Annotated in this window: 15 protein-coding genes; 8 read left to right on the top strand and 7 right to left on the bottom strand. The window is 63.1% G+C overall.

All coding sequences use genetic code 11. The features are described 5' to 3' along the window. Positions 1-3: 3 nt before the first annotated feature. Entirely contained in the window at positions 4-1,596 is a 1,593-nt protein-coding gene (locus AC1DTQ_RS14015) for a GMC family oxidoreductase (protein WP_477850372.1), read from the bottom strand. Positions 1,597-1,779: 183 nt separating this feature from the next. Between AC1DTQ_RS14015 and AC1DTQ_RS14020 the strand changes: the two genes are divergently transcribed. Continuing rightward, positions 1,780-3,114, top strand: coding sequence for an NTP/NDP exchange transporter (locus AC1DTQ_RS14020; RefSeq protein ID WP_477850373.1), 1,335 nt, complete (start codon positions 1,780-1,782; stop codon positions 3,112-3,114). Between the two features lie 108 nt (positions 3,115-3,222). Next, entirely contained in the window at positions 3,223-3,585 is a 363-nt protein-coding gene (locus AC1DTQ_RS14025; protein ID WP_477850374.1) for a DUF1304 domain-containing protein, read from the top strand. 105 nt (positions 3,586-3,690) lie between these two features. Here the strand turns inward: AC1DTQ_RS14025 and AC1DTQ_RS14030 are convergent, their stop codons facing one another. The 3 genes from AC1DTQ_RS14030 to AC1DTQ_RS14040 all read right to left on the bottom strand — a co-directional run bounded on the left by AC1DTQ_RS14030 (position 3,691) and on the right by AC1DTQ_RS14040 (position 7,739). After that, complete coding sequence (locus AC1DTQ_RS14030; RefSeq protein WP_477850375.1) at positions 3,691-4,167, bottom strand: hotdog fold domain-containing protein; 477 nt, start codon at positions 4,165-4,167, stop codon at positions 3,691-3,693. 162 nt (positions 4,168-4,329) lie between these two features. Next, the gene (locus AC1DTQ_RS14035; RefSeq protein ID WP_477850377.1) at positions 4,330-6,810 is read right to left on the bottom strand and encodes an acyl-CoA dehydrogenase; all 2,481 of its coding nucleotides are present in this window, start codon (positions 6,808-6,810) and stop codon (positions 4,330-4,332) included. Next, positions 6,807-7,739 (bottom strand): alpha/beta fold hydrolase, encoded by a 933-nt coding sequence (locus AC1DTQ_RS14040; RefSeq protein WP_477850378.1) that lies wholly within the window; start codon positions 7,737-7,739, stop codon positions 6,807-6,809. The genes AC1DTQ_RS14035 and AC1DTQ_RS14040 overlap by 4 nt, the downstream gene beginning before the upstream one ends. Before the next feature lie 204 nt (positions 7,740-7,943). On the opposite strand from AC1DTQ_RS14040, the gene AC1DTQ_RS14045 reads away from it, so the two are divergent. From AC1DTQ_RS14045 to AC1DTQ_RS14060, 4 genes are all read left to right on the top strand, one after another. Then, a complete protein-coding gene (locus AC1DTQ_RS14045; RefSeq protein ID WP_477850379.1) occupies positions 7,944-8,543 on the top strand; it encodes a TetR/AcrR family transcriptional regulator in 600 nt (199 codons plus the stop codon). A gap of 518 nt (positions 8,544-9,061) precedes the next feature. Then, complete coding sequence (locus AC1DTQ_RS14050; protein ID WP_477850617.1) at positions 9,062-9,628, top strand: RNA polymerase sigma factor; 567 nt, start codon at positions 9,062-9,064, stop codon at positions 9,626-9,628. Further along, positions 9,625-10,110, top strand: a complete 486-nt coding sequence (locus tag AC1DTQ_RS14055) for a hypothetical protein (protein ID WP_477850380.1) — start codon at positions 9,625-9,627, stop codon at positions 10,108-10,110. The genes AC1DTQ_RS14050 and AC1DTQ_RS14055 overlap by 4 nt, the downstream gene beginning before the upstream one ends. A gap of 10 nt (positions 10,111-10,120) precedes the next feature. Next, positions 10,121-11,029, top strand: a complete 909-nt coding sequence (locus tag AC1DTQ_RS14060) for a DUF4097 family beta strand repeat-containing protein (RefSeq protein WP_477850381.1) — start codon at positions 10,121-10,123, stop codon at positions 11,027-11,029. Between the two features lie 32 nt (positions 11,030-11,061). Here the strand turns inward: AC1DTQ_RS14060 and AC1DTQ_RS14065 are convergent, their stop codons facing one another. The 3 genes from AC1DTQ_RS14065 to AC1DTQ_RS14075 are packed head-to-tail and all read right to left on the bottom strand — an operon-like array spanning position 11,062 to position 13,058. Then, positions 11,062-11,781 (bottom strand): sterol desaturase family protein, encoded by a 720-nt coding sequence (locus tag AC1DTQ_RS14065; RefSeq protein WP_477850382.1) that lies wholly within the window; start codon positions 11,779-11,781, stop codon positions 11,062-11,064. 36 nt (positions 11,782-11,817) lie between these two features. Beyond that, positions 11,818-12,630, bottom strand: coding sequence for a DUF2145 domain-containing protein (locus AC1DTQ_RS14070; RefSeq protein WP_477850383.1), 813 nt, complete (start codon positions 12,628-12,630; stop codon positions 11,818-11,820). Beyond that, positions 12,627-13,058 (bottom strand): hypothetical protein, encoded by a 432-nt coding sequence (locus AC1DTQ_RS14075; RefSeq protein ID WP_477850384.1) that lies wholly within the window; start codon positions 13,056-13,058, stop codon positions 12,627-12,629. The genes AC1DTQ_RS14070 and AC1DTQ_RS14075 overlap by 4 nt, the downstream gene beginning before the upstream one ends. 111 nt (positions 13,059-13,169) lie before the next feature. On the opposite strand from AC1DTQ_RS14075, the gene AC1DTQ_RS14080 reads away from it, so the two are divergent. Both AC1DTQ_RS14080 and AC1DTQ_RS14085 read left to right on the top strand, forming a co-directional pair. Next, entirely contained in the window at positions 13,170-13,913 is a 744-nt protein-coding gene (locus tag AC1DTQ_RS14080; RefSeq protein WP_477850385.1) for a helix-turn-helix domain-containing protein, read from the top strand. A 130-nt stretch (positions 13,914-14,043) separates the two neighbouring features. Beyond that, the gene (locus tag AC1DTQ_RS14085) at positions 14,044-15,831 is read left to right on the top strand and encodes a phosphoenolpyruvate carboxykinase (GTP) (protein ID WP_477850386.1); all 1,788 of its coding nucleotides are present in this window, start codon (positions 14,044-14,046) and stop codon (positions 15,829-15,831) included. Positions 15,832-15,852 lie beyond the last annotated feature (21 nt).

The following is a 15,852-nucleotide window of genomic DNA, read 5'->3' on the forward strand; positions in this document are numbered from 1 at the left end:
TAATCAGCCCAGCACGGCTTTGCCCAGGATCAGATCCGAAGCCCGTTCCGCGATCATGATGGTCGGCGCATTGGTATTGCCGCCGATTAGTGTCGGCATGACCGAAGCGTCGATCACGCGCAGGCCTTCCACTCCGTTCACCCGCAACTGGTTGTCGACCACGGCGGTCTCGTCGCTGCCCATGCGGCAGGTGCCGATCGGGTGGTAGACGGTTTCGGCCTTGGAACGGATGAACTCAACCAGCTCGCTGTCGCTCAGGTCGCTGCGTGGCGGCTGGATGGGCGCGCCGCGATAGGCGTCGAAGGCCTTCTGGGCGAACAATTCGCGCGACAGCTTGGCGCATTCCAACATCATCTTCAGGTCGAAACCTTCCTCGTCGCTCAGGTAGTTCGCCTCGATGCGCGCATCGGCGCGCGGATCGGAGCTGTTGAGCGCGATCCGGCCGCGGCTGCGCGGGCGCAGGAAACAGGCGTGCAGGGTGTAGCCGTCGCCCTTCAGGCGGTTGCGGCCATGGTCGTCCAGCATCGCAGGGACGAAGTGCAGCTGGATGTCGGCGCGGTCGTCCGGCGCCAGCGAGGAACGCAGGAAGCCGCCGGCTTCGGCGATATTGCTGCTGCCCGGACCGGTGTGTTTCTTAAGGTAGTAGTTGTAGGCGATGGCGACATCGCCCACCCGATCGTAGGTCACGCGCTGGGTGGAATGCTGCAGCGTGCAAATGTCCAGATGGTCCTGCAGGTTGCGGCCCACATAGGGCGAATCCACCGCGACGGCGATGCCGTGTTCCTGCAGATGATCGGCCGGGCCGATGCCCGACAGCATCAACAGCTGCGGCGAATTGATCGCGCCGCCGCTCAGCAGCACTTCGCGTTCAGCGCGCGCTTGGATTTCCTGACCGCCGCTGGCGTAGGCCACACCGACGGCACGACCGTTCTCCAACAGGATGCGTCGCACCAGCGCGCCGGTCATCACGTCTAGGTTGGGGCGCGATTTCGCCGGTTGCAGGTAGGCCACGGCCGACGAACAGCGCGCGCCGTCCTTCTGGGTGACCTGGTACAGGCCCACGCCGGATTGTTCGGGGCCATTGAAGTCTTGGTTGTGGTGGAAGCCCGCCTGTTGCCCGGCTTCGATGAACACCGACGACAGGGGGTTGGTGTAGCGCAGGTCGGAGACGTAGAGCGGTCCGCCATCGCCGTGCAGCGCGTCGCCGCCACGGGAGTTGCGTTCCGAACGCTTGAAGTAGGGCAGGGCGCTGTTCCAGTCCCAGCCTTCGGCGCCTGCGGTCGCCCAGTCGTCGTAGTCGCCGGCGACGCCGCGGATGTAGCACATGGCATTGATCGAGCTGGAACCGCCCAGCACCTTGCCGCGCGGCCACCACAGGCGGCGGTTGTGGAGCTGCGGTTCGGGCGCGGTGTCGTAGTTCCAGTTCACGCCCTTCTGCCCGACCAGTTTGGCCAGTCCGGCGGGCATGTGGATGAAGGGATGCCAGTCACGGGGGCCGGCTTCCAGCAGCAGCACGTTGATGGCGGGATCTTCGGAAAGGCGGTTGGCCAACACGCAGCCGGCGGAACCGGCGCCAATGATGATGTAGTCGTACACGCCCAGACCTGTTGCAGGAGTGCGGCGACGCTAGCCGCCGGGGGTAGAGCAAATGCTCTGTCGTGGGCCGCGGCGCCTAAGCGACTGAAAGCTGGTGGGGATTGGGCTTGCCGTCGCTGGCGATGTTGCAGTGCATCGGATACCGTGCGCGCTGGCGTGGCGGTAAAGGACGGGAACGAAGTCATGCAGCCGAACCAGGGGCGCATCCACATGGGCGAATGGCGCGGCGTCGCCATTTCGTTCGTCTACTTCTTCTGTGTGCTGGCCGCTTATTACATGATCCGCCCGGTACGGGAACAGTTGTCGTCCGCGGTTGGTTCGACCCAGTTGCCGTGGTTCTACGCCGCGACCTTCATCGCCACGCTGGTGTTGACGCCGGTGTTCGCCGCGCTGGCTTCGCGCTGGCCGCGCCGGGTAGTGGTGCCAGTGGTGTACCTGTTCTTCATCGCCTGTCTGCTGGCCTTCATCCCGGCCTTCACCCACGCGGGCCTGCTCAGTCCGCGTGCGCTAGGTATGGTGTTCTTCGTCTGGGTCAGCGTGTTCAACCTGATCGTGGTATCGGTGTTCTGGATTTTCATGTCTGACATCTGGAGCCTGGACCAATCCAAGCGCCTGTTCCCCGTCATCGCCGTCGCCGGCACGCTGGGCGCGCTGGCCGGGCCAGCGCTGACCCGCTCGTTGGTGGAGGTGATTGGCGTGGCGCCGCTGCTGGTGGTGTCGGCCAGCCTGCTGGGCGTCGCCACGGTCTGTGTGGTGCTGCTGGGCCGCTGGGCGCGCGTGCACGGTGCGCGCCGGCACGAAGCCGGTCACGAGGACGCGGTTGGCGGCGGCATGTGGGATGGTCTGAAGCAGATCTTCGCCGACCCATTTATACGCGGCATGGCGGTTCTGCTGCTGCTGGCCGACGGCATCGGCACGGTCAACTACGCGCTGATGATCGATTACTCCGGCGCGACCTTCGCCGACGCGGCGGCGCGTACGCGCTTCCACGCCGACGTGGACCTGGTCGCGAACCTGCTGACTGTGATCGTACAGGTCACCTTGACCCGCTGGCTGTTGCCGTTGCGCGGGCCGGGCGCGGTGATCATGCTCTGGGCGCTGGTCAGCATCGCCGTGCTGCTGATGGTGGTGTTCTCGCCGGATCCGCATGCGCCGCTGTTCACCTTGCCATTGCTGCTTGGACCGGTGGCGCCGACCGTGTTGGCCTTGATCGTCAGTCGCGGCCTGGCCTACGGCATGGCCGAGCCGGCGCGGCACAGCCTATACACCCGTGTGCCGCGCAACGTTCGCTACAAGGGCCAGGACGCGGTAGACACCGCGGTATGGCGTTTCGGCGACTTGGCCATCGCGACCGGCATGAATGGTCTGAAGTCGTTGGGCATGACGATTGGCGGCTTCGCCGGACTGAGCGCGCTGGCTGCATTCGCCGCGGCAAGCGTCGGCTGGCGCTTGTGGAAGCGGGTGGAAAAGGTGGGGGAAACAGTGCCAGTGCCCGTACAGACGGAAACTGAAAAATGATTCGTTCGTGGTGAGCCCCGGACTTGATCCCGGGCTCACCACGAACTGGAATTTCTCCCGCGCAGTCTTCCGGTATGCTGGCCTGAACCGAATCACCAGAGAGCCGACATGCTAATGCTTGCGCAAATCCTGGTCGCGCTAGTCGCCCTGCTGCATGCGTATTTCCTGGTCCTGGAAATGTTCCTGTGGACCAAGCCGCTGGGTCTGAAGACCTTCCGTAATTCCCCCGAGAAAGCGGAGACTACCCGCGTGTTGGCTGCCAACCAGGGGCTCTACAACGGCTTCCTTGCTGCAGGACTGCTCTGGGGCCTATGTACCCTGCAGTGGAACGTGGTGCTGTTCTTCCTGGGCTGTGTAGTGGTCGCTGCGCTGTATGGGGCATACAGCGTCAACAAGCGCATTTTCTTCGTGCAGGGCGTGCCGGCCATCGCCGCGATCATCGCGGTGTGGTGTCTGACTCGCGGGGTCTGATTGCGTATTCGCGCATGAAACCGTGGGAGCGGCGTCCCGCCGCGAGCCCTTGGCTCTTTAATCCACGCGCAGAAGCATGCGGCGGGACGCCGCTCCCACGTCGTCCTAGACGCGGGCCGGCTTGGGTGAAACCCACATCGAGATGCGTGCCTTGAACACGGCCTCGCCCTTCGGATCGGTCACCACCACGTTCACCGGCAACTCGTAGCCTTCGGCCGCTTCGCGCGGCGGAAATTCCGGCGTGGCCACACCGTGCTGGGTGCCGACCGCCTTTTTCAGGTATTCCACGGTCATGCCCTTGGGGATCCAGCGCATCGACGCCGGGATGCTGACGTCGGTCATCAACCCGCCGATGAATTCGGCCAGGTTGCACAGCGCGATCGCATGCACGGTGCCCAGGTGATTGGTGACGCTGCGGCGATGGGCGATGCTGGCCTCGGCGCGGTTGGGCTCAAGCACGGTCATGCGCGGCTTTATGCTGCCGAAGTAGGGCGCCTTGAAACAGATCAGACGTGAGAACAGCCAATGACCGAACGGCTTGCGGGTAATGCTGTTGTAGAGCTGCAGAACGGAAGCGCTCATGTGGTGCCTCAGGCTTGGCCCCCTCCCTTGCGAAGCAGGGGAGGGTTGGGGAGGGGTAGCTCTTGATCTTGCTGTTGCTTAAAGCCTTATCAGCGGGAAGTCAGCGCAAAGAGCACCCCCTCCCAACCTCCCCCAGCTGCGCAAGGGGTGGGGCTCAAAACCTCAAGCCGCTTCGCGCGACTGCCCACTCTCAGCACGATACTTGTCGTAGTAACCGGCGGACCGCAACTCATGTGCGTCGAAGTCGTCCACGGTGATGGTTTCCAGCGTGATCTCGCGTAGCTCTTCCAATTGCTTGCGCTCGTCGGCCGTGATCCAGCCCTCGCGCACGCCTTCATCCAGCTGCGATGCGAAATCCAGCGCTTCGATATCGCTGTTCTTCAGCGCCTTGATGAACTTGCGTTCCACCGGCTCGGCCAGGATGGCCTTGGCCAGGTAGCTGTTGATGCGGCCGCCCGGGTTGTTTTCGCACGGGGTCAGGAACACACCCTCACCCAAGCGATCGCGCGCCTCGTTCGGCGTCATCAGCAGGGCGGCGACGCGGTGGCCCAGGCGGTCGCTGGGAGCGACGGCGCGGCGGCCCCACGGAAAGATCAGCGGCCACAGCAGCCATACCACCGGACGGATCGGGAAGTTACGCAGTGCTGCCGACAGGGCCTGTTCGATCTTGTGCACGCTGTCATGGAAGGCCCAGGCCAGCAGCGGCTGGTCGGCCACCGACGCGCCTTCATCGTGATAGCGCTTGAGCATGGCGCTGGTCATGTAGATGTGGCTCAGCACGTCGCCCAGGCGTCCGGACAGCGACTCCTTGAATTTCAGCTTGCCGCCCAGCAATAGCATCGACACGTCGGCCATCAGCGCTAGGTTGGCGGAATAGCGATCCAGCTTGCGGAAGTAACGGCGCGTGTAATCGTCTCCCGGAGCCGAGCCGATCTTGGCGCCGGTGAGACCGAACCAGAACGAGCGCACTGCGTTGGAGATGGCGAAGCCGATGTGGCCGAACAAATTGCGGTCGAACTCTTCCATGCCGGCCTGCTGATCCGGATTGCCCGCGGCCTTCATCTCCTTCATCACCCAGGGGTGGCAGAGGATCGCGCCCTGGCCGAAGATCAGCAGGCTGCGGGTCATGATGTTGGCGCCTTCGACGGTGATGGCGATCGGCGCGGCCTGCCAGCTGCGGCCGGCGAAGTTGCGCGGCCCCAGGATGATGCCCTTGCCGCCGACCACGTCCATCACGTCCTTGGACACTTCGCGGCCCATTTCCGTGCAGTGGTATTTGGCGATAGCCGACGGCACCGATGGCACGTCGCCACGGTCGACCGCCGCCGCAGTGGCCTGCGAAAGCGCGCTGATCGCGTAAGCCTTGCCGCCGATGCGGGCCAGCGCTTCTTCCACGCCTTCGAAGCGGCCTACCGACAGCCCGAACTGCTTGCGGATGCGCGCGTAGGCGCCGGTGACCAGCGCGCCGGCCTTGGCACCGCCGCTGGCGGTGGAGGGCAGGGTGATGGAACGACCCACCGCCAAGCATTCGTTGAGCATGTTCCAGCCCAGGCCGGCCTTGTCCACGCCGCCGATCAACTGGCTGAGCGGGATGAAGACTTCCTTGCCGTGGATGGGACCGTTCTGGAACGGCGAATTGAGCGGGAAGTGGCGACGGCCGATTTCCACGCCTGGGGTTTCGCGCGGCAGCAGCGCCAGGGTGATGCCGATGTCACGCGTGTCGCCGATCAGCTTGTCCGGGTCGTACATGCGGAAGGCCAGGCCTATCAGCGTGGCCACCGGTGCCAGCGTGATGTAGCGCTTGTCGAAGGTCAGCTTAACGCCCAGCACGTTGGCGCCGTTCCACTCGCCCTTGCAGACGATGCCGAAGTCGGGAATGGAGGTGGCGTCGGAACCGGCAAACGGACCGGTCAGGCCGAAGCAAGGCACTTCTTCGCCCGCAGCCAGGCGCGGCAGGTAGTAGTCCTTCTGTTCGTCGGTACCGTAGTGGTTGAGCAACTCGCCCGGGCCGAGCGAATTGGGCACGCCGACGGTGGAGCTGACCACGCTGGAAACCGAGGCGATTTTCTGGATCACCTTATGGTGGGCCAGCGCCGAAAAACCCAGACCGCCGTATTCCTTCGGAATGATCATGCCGAAGAATTTGTTCTTCTTGATGAAGGCCCACAGCTCCGGCGGCAGATCGGCATGGACGTGGGTGATTTCCCAGTCGTTGGTCATGCGGCAGAGTTCTTCCACCGGCCCGTCGAGGAAGACCTGTTCCTCGGCCGACAACTGCGGCTTGGGATAGTTGAGCAGCTTGTTCCAATCCGGGTCGCCGGTGAACAACTCACCTTCGAAGCCGACCGAACCGGTTTCCAGCGCGATGCGTTCGGTCTGCGACAGCGGCGGCAGCACTTTGCGGAAGAACTTCAGCAGCGGCGCGGTCACCAGCGGCTTGCGTATGGCGGGGATCAGCAGCGGTACCGCGATCAGCGCGACCAGCAGAGCGGCGACGAGGGTCGCGGTGTGATTGGCGCCGAGCAGCCAGCATGCGACCAGCAGGGTAGCGGTGATCGCGGCCCAGTAGGCCAGCCGGATGCGATGGTAGGCGGCGAACGCACCGACCAGCAGGAAGGCGAAGAAGGGGGCGGCGATGCTCATGATGCGGCTCCGGGTGCTGCGTTGGTGACGGCGTTGGTGACGGCGGATTCGCCAGTGGCGTTAAGTGCTGTTGCGTCTGCGTCGGCCGTGGACAGATCGGCCAGGTATTCCAGCACGGTGCTGGTAAACGTGTCGTTGTCGTCGCCGGCCAGCATATGCGTGGCCTGCGGCAAATGCGCGTGACGCGCGTGCGGAACCAGCGCCTGGAATTCTTCCACGGTCTTGGCCGAAACCAGATCGCTGCGGCCGCCGCTGATCAGCAACACCGGGCAGCGTATGTTGCGCGCAGCGTCGACGATGTCGTCCTGGTGTTGTGCGCAATCGCGCACCAGGTCGTCGATCAGACGCGCGTCCCAGTGCCAGCGCCAGCGGCCGTCGCTGCCTTCGCGCAGGACTTCACGCAGCTCTTGCGGCGTCTTGCGCGCACGGCGATGCGGCAGGTAGGCGGCGATGATGTCGGCGGCGTGGTCCAGCGAATCGAAACCCTGCGGGAACGCGGTGACGAAACCGAGAATGCGTTGCAGTCCGGCTTCTTCCCAGCGCGGAGTGATGTCGACCAGCACCATGGCGCGGAACAGGCCCGGCCAGCGCGCTTCGGAAATCATGCCGAACAATCCGCCCATAGAGGCGCCGATCAGCACCGGCGGCTGCACATGTTCGCCGGCGACGATGATTAGGTCGTCGGCGAGTTGCTCGCCGGCATAAGGCAGGTCCTCTGGATTGCGTGCCGACTCGCCATGACCGCGCGCGTCGTAGGAAAGCCCGGCGTAGCCTTCGGCCGCCAGCGCCATACCGCTGCGTTGCCAAGCACCGCGCGTCTGGCCGAAGCCGTGCGCGAAAAGCAAGGTATTGGAAGCCTGCAAGGGCGAGGCGGTGGGAAATGCGGTAGCGGCGAGGGGAAGGCCGCCAGCGCCTGTCAGGGTCCTCAACTGCGGGGGCAGTTGGTCATAAGAAAGCCTGGAAGAAGTGGATACCATACGGACTAGTATGGATCCCACAATTTAGAGTAGTCAATCGGTTTCGGCGTCGGCCGCCCAGATCCTTGCCGCTGCAAGCTGCTGATTTCAGAGATGTTCGACGCAAGGCGGTAAAACATACCGCAACAAACCTCGGCGTATGGTTAAATGTGAAATATGACTTCGAATGCGCCCGAATCGGCTTCAGCCAACACTTCCCGGCCCGCACGTCTCAGCGCCGAGGATTGGGCGCAGGCCGCGCTGGATCTGGTCGCCGAACAAGGAGTTGCGGCGGTAGCGGTGGAACCGCTTGCGCGTCGGCTGGGCGTCACTAAGGGCAGCTTCTACTGGCATTTCCCGTCGCGCGACGCGCTCTTGCAGGCGGCGCTGGAACGCTGGGAAGCGATCGAACAGGAAAGCGTGTTCGGCAGCCTGGAGGCCGTACCGGATCCGCGGGCGCGCTTGCGCGAGCTCTTCCTGCTGGTCGCCCACGAAGTCAAACCACACGTTATCTATAGCGAGTTGCTGAAGGCGCTGGATCATCCGGCCGTGCAACCGGTGATCAACCGGGTTTCGCAGCGGCGTCTGGAGTATCTGGTCGCTTCCTTCCGCCAGGCCGGCTTGGGCCGTACCGAGGCCCAGCACCGCGCTCGCCTGGCGTATTCGGCCTATCTGGGCTTCCTGCAGCTGGCCCTGCAGCTGCAGCAGCCGCGGTTGCATCATGAAGAGTTCGAAGCTTATGTGGAGCACGTGATCAGCACGCTGATTCCGAACTGAGCCCGCTGGTTTCGCCATCCCCGCGAAGGCGTGGATCCAGTGCCTCTCGCGAACTAATGATGACGTCATCCCAGCGAAGGCTGGGATCCATCTTGATCTTGCTTCTAATTCCATAAGCCAAAAGCGTTGACCAGCCGTTCGGCTGTTGAAAGCCGCGCGTTGCGCGAGTCACTTTCTTTGCTTGTGCAAAGAAAGTAACCAAAGAAACACACCCTAACGGCGCGCCCAGCGATGAAGCCGCTGGGTCCGCAAGCAGGCCGGGAATTTCCGTAAGGCGCATCCCCGTATCAAGTACGGGGCAGGCTCTGCGCCTCCGGAAACGGCGCACATCCCTTTGCGCCGCCCCTGCGGGGTTTATCCCGTCCCGCTTGCCGCGCCTCACGGGGTCGGCAGGCAGCAGAGCCAAGCGAATCCAGAGCCGTGCTGCGCTTTTTTGCTTTATTAATGGTGCCGCCTTAAACCTAACGGCCCATTGCCGCATCCCAATGTCTATGCTGACCGCTGCCATGAGCGAATCGATGACCGACACGACCACCGCCGAGGTGGCCGCCGCTACCGATGCCGCGCTGGCGCGTTCGGCCGCTGCAGGCGATGCCTGCGCTTTCGAGTCGATCTACCGCCGCCATGCCGGACGCGTACACGGCGTCATCGTCAGGCTGGTGGGTGCGCAAGGGGTGCGCGCGGAAGACCTGACTCAGGAAGCCTTCGTCCGCGCCTGGCAGGCGCTGCCGAAATTCCGTTTCGAAAGCGCCGTCTCCACCTGGCTGCATCGGCTGGCGGTCACCACCGCGCTGATGGAGCTGCGCAGCCGCCGCGGCGGTCCGCGCTTCGACGAAGACGAAGACGCGCTCGATGGCCTGGGCATGACGGATTCCGCAGGCAACGGCACCGCGCTTTCGATGGATTTGGAACGCGCCGTCGCCACGCTGCCGCCGCGCGCTCGTGCGGTGCTGGTGTTGCACGACGTAGAGGGTTGGAAACACGAAGAAATCGCCAACGAACTGGGTATGGCGGTTGGCAGTTCGAAGGCGCAGTTGCACCGCGCGCGGCAGTTGCTGCGCGGACGTTTAGGAGGTGAGGTATGAACGCACAAGAGGAAGAGACACTGCGTTGGCAGCTGCGAGGGCTGCGTCGCGATGTGGAACCGCAGGCTGATCTGTGGCCGGGTATCGCCGCGCGTATCGCCGCCACGCCGCAGGAAGCGGCCGTGCCGGGAAAATCGCGGACGCGGCGGCTCGCCCCTTGGGCGATGGCGGCCTCGGTGCTGCTTGCCGTCGGCATGGTCTGGCGAATGGTGCCCGTCGCACCGCAGCAGGCGCCTGTCGGCAATCCCTTGATCCGTCAGCAGGCGGTCGCCATGGCGTTGGATTACGAACGCGCTTTTGCCCACTTGCAACAAAGCGATATCCAACCCGAGATGCACGGCGCGTTCGGCGAACTCGATCGCAGCGCGGCGCAGATTCTCTCCGCTATCGACCGAGATCCTGACGCCTCGTTCCTACTAGAACAACTTCGCCGCACCTACGCACGACGCCTGCAGTTGACGCAGCGCGCGGTCATGACCTGAGGAGATTCCCATGCGCTACACAGCCCCTGTCGCTTCATTGTTCTTCATTCCGTTGCTGGCGCTTTCTGCAGTGGCCAGCGCCGCCACGCCCATCGACCAAACGCGTCCACTGGATGCGCAGGGCCGTGTGGACATCGAAAACATCAAGGGAAGCATCCAGGTGCGCGCCTGGGACCGCAACGAAGTGAAGATTTCCGGCACCCTCGGCGATGGCGTGGAAAAACTGGTGGTGGAAGGCGACTCCGAGCATCTGGTGGTGAAGGTGCAATATCCCAGCAATGGCGGCTGGGGCGGCAACAAATCCGGACCTACCGATTTGCAGCTGATGGTCCCGGTACGCGCGGAACTGGACATCGACGCGGTCTCCGCGGACGTGGATGTATCCGGCGTAGCCTCTTCCAAGCTGTCCATCGAAAACGTCAGCGGAGACGTGATGCTTGCGGCAGCGCCCCGGGAGGTCGATGTGGAAAGCGTCAGCGGCGACCTGCGGTTGACCGTCAACAGCGCTGATGTCCGGGCGCAGACCGTAAGCGGTGGAATCATCCTGCGTGGCCGCATGAACGGCGAGATCAGGACCGAAACCGTTTCGGGCGACATCGATGTGGCCGTCAACGGCGAGCGCGTCCGCGAACTTTCGTCCAGTACCGTCAGTGGAAACGCCGAGGTTCGTACGGCGCTGGCGTCCAAGGGCGAGATCAGGATGGAGAGCGTCAGCGGCAGTCTGAGGTTGACGCTACCCAAGAACCTGTCCGCGCAGGTCAGCGGGGAAAGCTTCAGCGGCGATCTCAAAGCGCCAGGTGCGAGGATCGAGAGACCGGAACATGGTCCTGGTTCGAGCTTCAATACCCGTTACGGCGCGGGCGAAGGCGAGATCCACCTCGAGACGTTCTCGGGAAATGCGGAGTTGAGACTCGAATAACAGCCTTCCCAGGCACGGTGCGCCGCATGGCGCTACGGTTTGTGCACGTCGCGATACAACAGCATCTCGCGCAGGCGTAGTTCGTTGTTCTCGTCGAAGCCGCAGGTCGCCTTGAATTCCTTGGGGTTCTCGTAGGTGCCGAACAGCATGTCCCACCAAACGATGTCGCCGTAGTTGTTCTTATGCCTGCCGTATTGATGATGCACGCGGTGCATCTCCGGACGCTGGAAGAAATAGCCGATCCAGCGAGGCGTCCTGATGTTGGTGTGATAGAAAAATTCGCCTAGTGCGGTGCATGCGGTGTAGGCCATGCCGCCCTCCATCGACAGGCCCAGCACGGTATAGACCAGCAGGCTGCCGATTAAGGAATTGACCACCATCTCGCCTGGATGCTTATAGAACGAAGTGATGACCTCGATCCGCTGTGGACTGTGATGGATCTGGTGGAACAATCGCCACAACGCATCCACTTCATGACGCCAGCGATGCCACCAGTAAAAGACGAAGGTGGCGATAAAATAAGCGATGAGGCCGCCTGCAACGGGTGGAACATGCGCCGAGAGATCGAAGAGGGAGAAAGAGGAAAACCATTTCTCCCAGGTAACGCCAGCCAGCAAGACCACGCCCAGTTGGAGGATATTGATTGCGATCACCCGAATCGGCCACGTCCTGACCTTCGGCAAGCGCCAGCCAGGGAACAATCGTTCTATCAGGAAGCAGAGTGCGGCAATGGCGAAGAGAGCGGGCAGCATGCGGGGCTTCCTTGTTTCGATCTATCTGCGAGAAACTCAGGCAGGCCCGGTTGCGGTCTGCAGTGTTCCGTTGCGCCATTCGGTCTGGCGCAGGACATGGCCACGTTCTTCCAAGTAGCGGAAGATCGAACGTACAGTGACGATCGGATAGTCGCCTGACAGGCGGGTGCCGACGGAGTGATCGGTAAAGATGGTATTGGCGCCAAACAGTCCGCCCAACACGCGCTTTGTATAGGCGATATGGACGGTGTCGGGCCTGAAGCCATCACGTTGCGCCCACAAGTACGCGACGCGACGATCTTGCAGTTCCGGCGTCGAAGCAGTCGCCGCCAGCGTTTCCAGAACCCAGGCGGTGGAGTTCTGGTACTCGTTGCTGCCGGGACGCGCGATCAGGTTGTAGGCCTTCTCGTGCAGAGCATTCTGCGGAAGCCCACGCAGGTGATCGGCCAGCCGCTGCGCCAGCGCCGGTTGCAGCCAGACGATGCGAGCGTCCTGATTCACCAGATCGTCGGAAAAGAAGTTCACCAGTCCTTGCGCATGCAGAGCCGAACGTGCGGTGCCGCACTCGTTGAGCAGGTGCAACACCGTCCAGCGGCCATCGTCGTGATCGCGCAGTGCGAAACCGACATGGCTGTAGACCAGGCCTTGTTTAGAAAGATCGGTGCCCACGCGCGCGACCAGCGCAACGGGCGCATCGGCTGCTTCCAGCGCCGCCACCACCCGCATCGCGGTGGCGGTCGCGTCGGCGAGCTTTTGCGGCGTAGCCGGCTGGATTTCGCATTGCGTCCCGGCATCAGCGGTCAGCGGCCATGCCAGGCAGAGCGCCAGTAACCAGGCAGGAGATCTCATAGGCTGATCCGCCGGCTATGTATGTGGGCGCGCGCGCTTGGTTCGGGGATGAAAGCGATCGCTGTGCTGCCCACCATCAGCAGCAAGCCCCCCGAAACCACCAGCGCCGTGCCCACGCTGGTCTCGGGTGAGCCGGAAAGCAAGTTGTAATCGGGTTCGACCAGACCAGCCAGCAGGAGGGAACCGAATGCGGGTGCGACCGAAATCGTCAGCACCGTGCCGCGCGCGCTGGCTTGCACACCAGTCACGGCGAAGTGCGCGCCGGCCTTCAACGCATCGTAAACGGCGACCGGGACTTGCACGGAAGCATCCAGGCTAGCAGCCGAGGCATCGCTGACATGGTTGGATTGCGCACTGGCCGGGCCGTGGAAGCTGCCTAGCAACACACCCAATGCCAGGATCGGAAAATTGAGGTGGCGACGCAGCATGATCAAACTCCGGGTTCGGTTTGATCGCAGCTTGCGCACCCTCCGCCACAACTCAACATCTTTCTACTAGGTGGCCAGATGTTGTGGGTTGGGTATACGATTCCTAGACCTATGGCCCTCTCCATCGAACTCGTTGACTCCCTGAAACGCTGCCTGCGCGCGCAAGGTCTGACCTATCGCGATCTGGCAGCCCGATTGAAGCTGAGCGAGGCGGCGATCAAACGCATGTTCTCGCAACGCGCCATGAGCCTGCAGCGACTGGAGCAGATCTGCGATGCGCTGGATGTGGGTCTGGCCGAACTCAGTGCCGAATCCGCGCGTGGCCGCCCGGCCATGGCCAATCTCAGCGAATCGCAGGAGCAGGCGCTGGTGAGCGAGCCTGCGCTCTTGCTTGCGCTGTTCCTGACCATCAACCGCTGGCGTCAAGAAGACGTGCTGGCTCAATTCGACTTCAATGTAGCGCAATGGACCACGCTGCTGGTAAAGCTCGATCGCCTGGGCATCATCGAACTGATGCCGGGCAACCGCGGACGCCCGCTCACCGCGCGCAATTTCCGCTGGCGCGCCAATGGGCCGATGGAACGCTATTTCCGCCTGAACCTGCTCGGCGATTTCTTCGCCGACCCGTTCGATGGCGAACAAGATGCGCTGCTGCTGCTTAGCGGCAGCCTGAGCATCGAAGGCGTCAAGCAACTCCGCCTGCGCTTAGAGGAATTAGCGCGCGAGTTCGATGCGCTGCTGGCTCGCGATGCGACTTTGAGCGCGCAGGAACGGGTCGGGGTCAGTCTGGTGCTGGCGCAGAAGCCCTGGCTACTGCAGTTATTCCAGCCCTATCGACGCGCGCAGAACGGCTGATAACGTTTTCATAAATTCCCGTAAATAAACTCCCATAAAACCGGGTCTGCACTGCAGCAAGACCCCGCCTCCCGGCGCGAGTACTATTTAGTTGCATTCGTAACGATATGGTCGGCCTGGGAGGGCGCGCATGAACGCAGCGATTTCGTACTTCGACGAAAAGCATCCGGTCGCCAGCCGACTCGAGAGTTTGAACCGCTGGGTCGCCGAGACTGCGGCGCTAACCCGGCCGGATTCGATTCATTGGTGCGATGGCAGCGAGGAAGAGAACGCAGCGCTGCTGCGGTTGATGCAAGCGGACGGCACACTGCTGCCGCTCAATCCAGAGACGCATCCTGATAGCTGGCTGCACCGCTCCGACCCCAGCGATGTCGCGCGCGTCGAGCACCTCACCTTCGTCTGCAGCCGCGACCGCGACGATGCCGGCCCAAACAACCACTGGATGTCGCCGGCCGAGGGTCATCGGCGGATGGATGCCTTGTTCGCTGGCTGCATGCGCGGCCGCACGCTGTATGTCATTCCCTATTGCATGGGCCCGATCGATTCCCCACTGGCGCGATGCGGCGTTGAAATCACCGATTCGCCTTACGTAGTCGCCAACATGCGCCTGATGACGCGCATGGGCGCACCGGCGTTGGCGCGCATCGAAAAGGAAGGAGTGTTCGTCAAAGGCCTGCATTCCACCGGCGAGTTGGATCCGGATCGCCGCTTCATCATGCATTTCCCTGAAGAGCTCAGCATCAAGAGCTATGGTTCGGGCTATGGCGGCAATGCCTTGCTGGGCAAGAAATGCCACGCCTTGCGCATCGCTTCCTGGCAGGCGCGGCAGGAGGGCTGGCTGGCCGAGCACATGCTTATCGTCGGCATAGAGAATCCGCGCGGCGAGACCCATTACATCGCTGCGGCCTTCCCATCGGCCTGCGGCAAGACCAACCTGGCCATGCTGATCCCCCCGGAAAGCTATCGCGAAGCCGGATGGAAGGTGTGGACGGTGGGCGACGATATCTGCTGGATGCGTCCCGGCGAAGACGGCCGCCTGTACGCCATTAATCCGGAAGCCGGGTTTTTCGGCGTTGCGCCGGGCACCTCGGAGAAATCCAATCCCAATGCGCTGGCCACCATCGGGCACGACACCATCTTCACCAACGTCGCGGTAACCGCCGACAACCAGCCCTGGTGGGAAGGTCTGGATTCGGGACTGCCGTCGAAGGACTGGCAGGGCCGCGATTTCGATCCGGCCAATGGTCCGGCTGCACATCCCAACTCGCGTTTCACGGTTTCGGCCCGGCAGTGCCCAAGCTACTCGGCGCGCGCCGAAGATCCGCAGGGCGTTCCGATCTCCGCCATCGTCTTCGGCGGCCGTCGCGCTTCGCTGGTGCCGCTGGTGTTCGAAGCCCGCGACTGGACCCACGGCGTGCTGGTCGGCGCCAGTATGGGTTCCGAAACCACCGCCGCCGCTACCGGCGATGTCGGTGTGATGCGTCGCGACCCGATGGCCATGAAGCCGTTCTGCGGCTACAACTTCGCCGACTACTTCGCCCACTGGCTGTCGTTCGACCGGCCCGGCGCGAACTTGCCGAAGGTCTTCCACGTCAACTGGTTCCGCAAGGGTGAGGAGGGCCGGTTCCTGTGGCCCGGTTTCGGCGAGAACCTGCGGGTACTGGAATGGATGATCGAAAGGGTAGAGGGCAGGGCAGGGGCAGTAGAGCTTCCGGTCGGGCTTCTGCCGGAAGGCGGCGAACTTCGCCTGCAAGGCCTGGACCTTGCGGACGGCCCGGCGGAAGCGCTTTTCGACTTTGATCGCGCGGGCTGGAAGGCCGAGTTCGAACAGGTCGGGGCTTATTTGCAGGAATATGGCTCGCGGATGCCCCCCAGTCTGCTCTCCGAAGCAAGCAAAATCCTCAAGGCATTGGAATAGCGCAGTTCGGTCTTTGGCCTG

It is taken from the genome of Pseudoxanthomonas sp. P4_B2 (assembly GCF_056402315.1).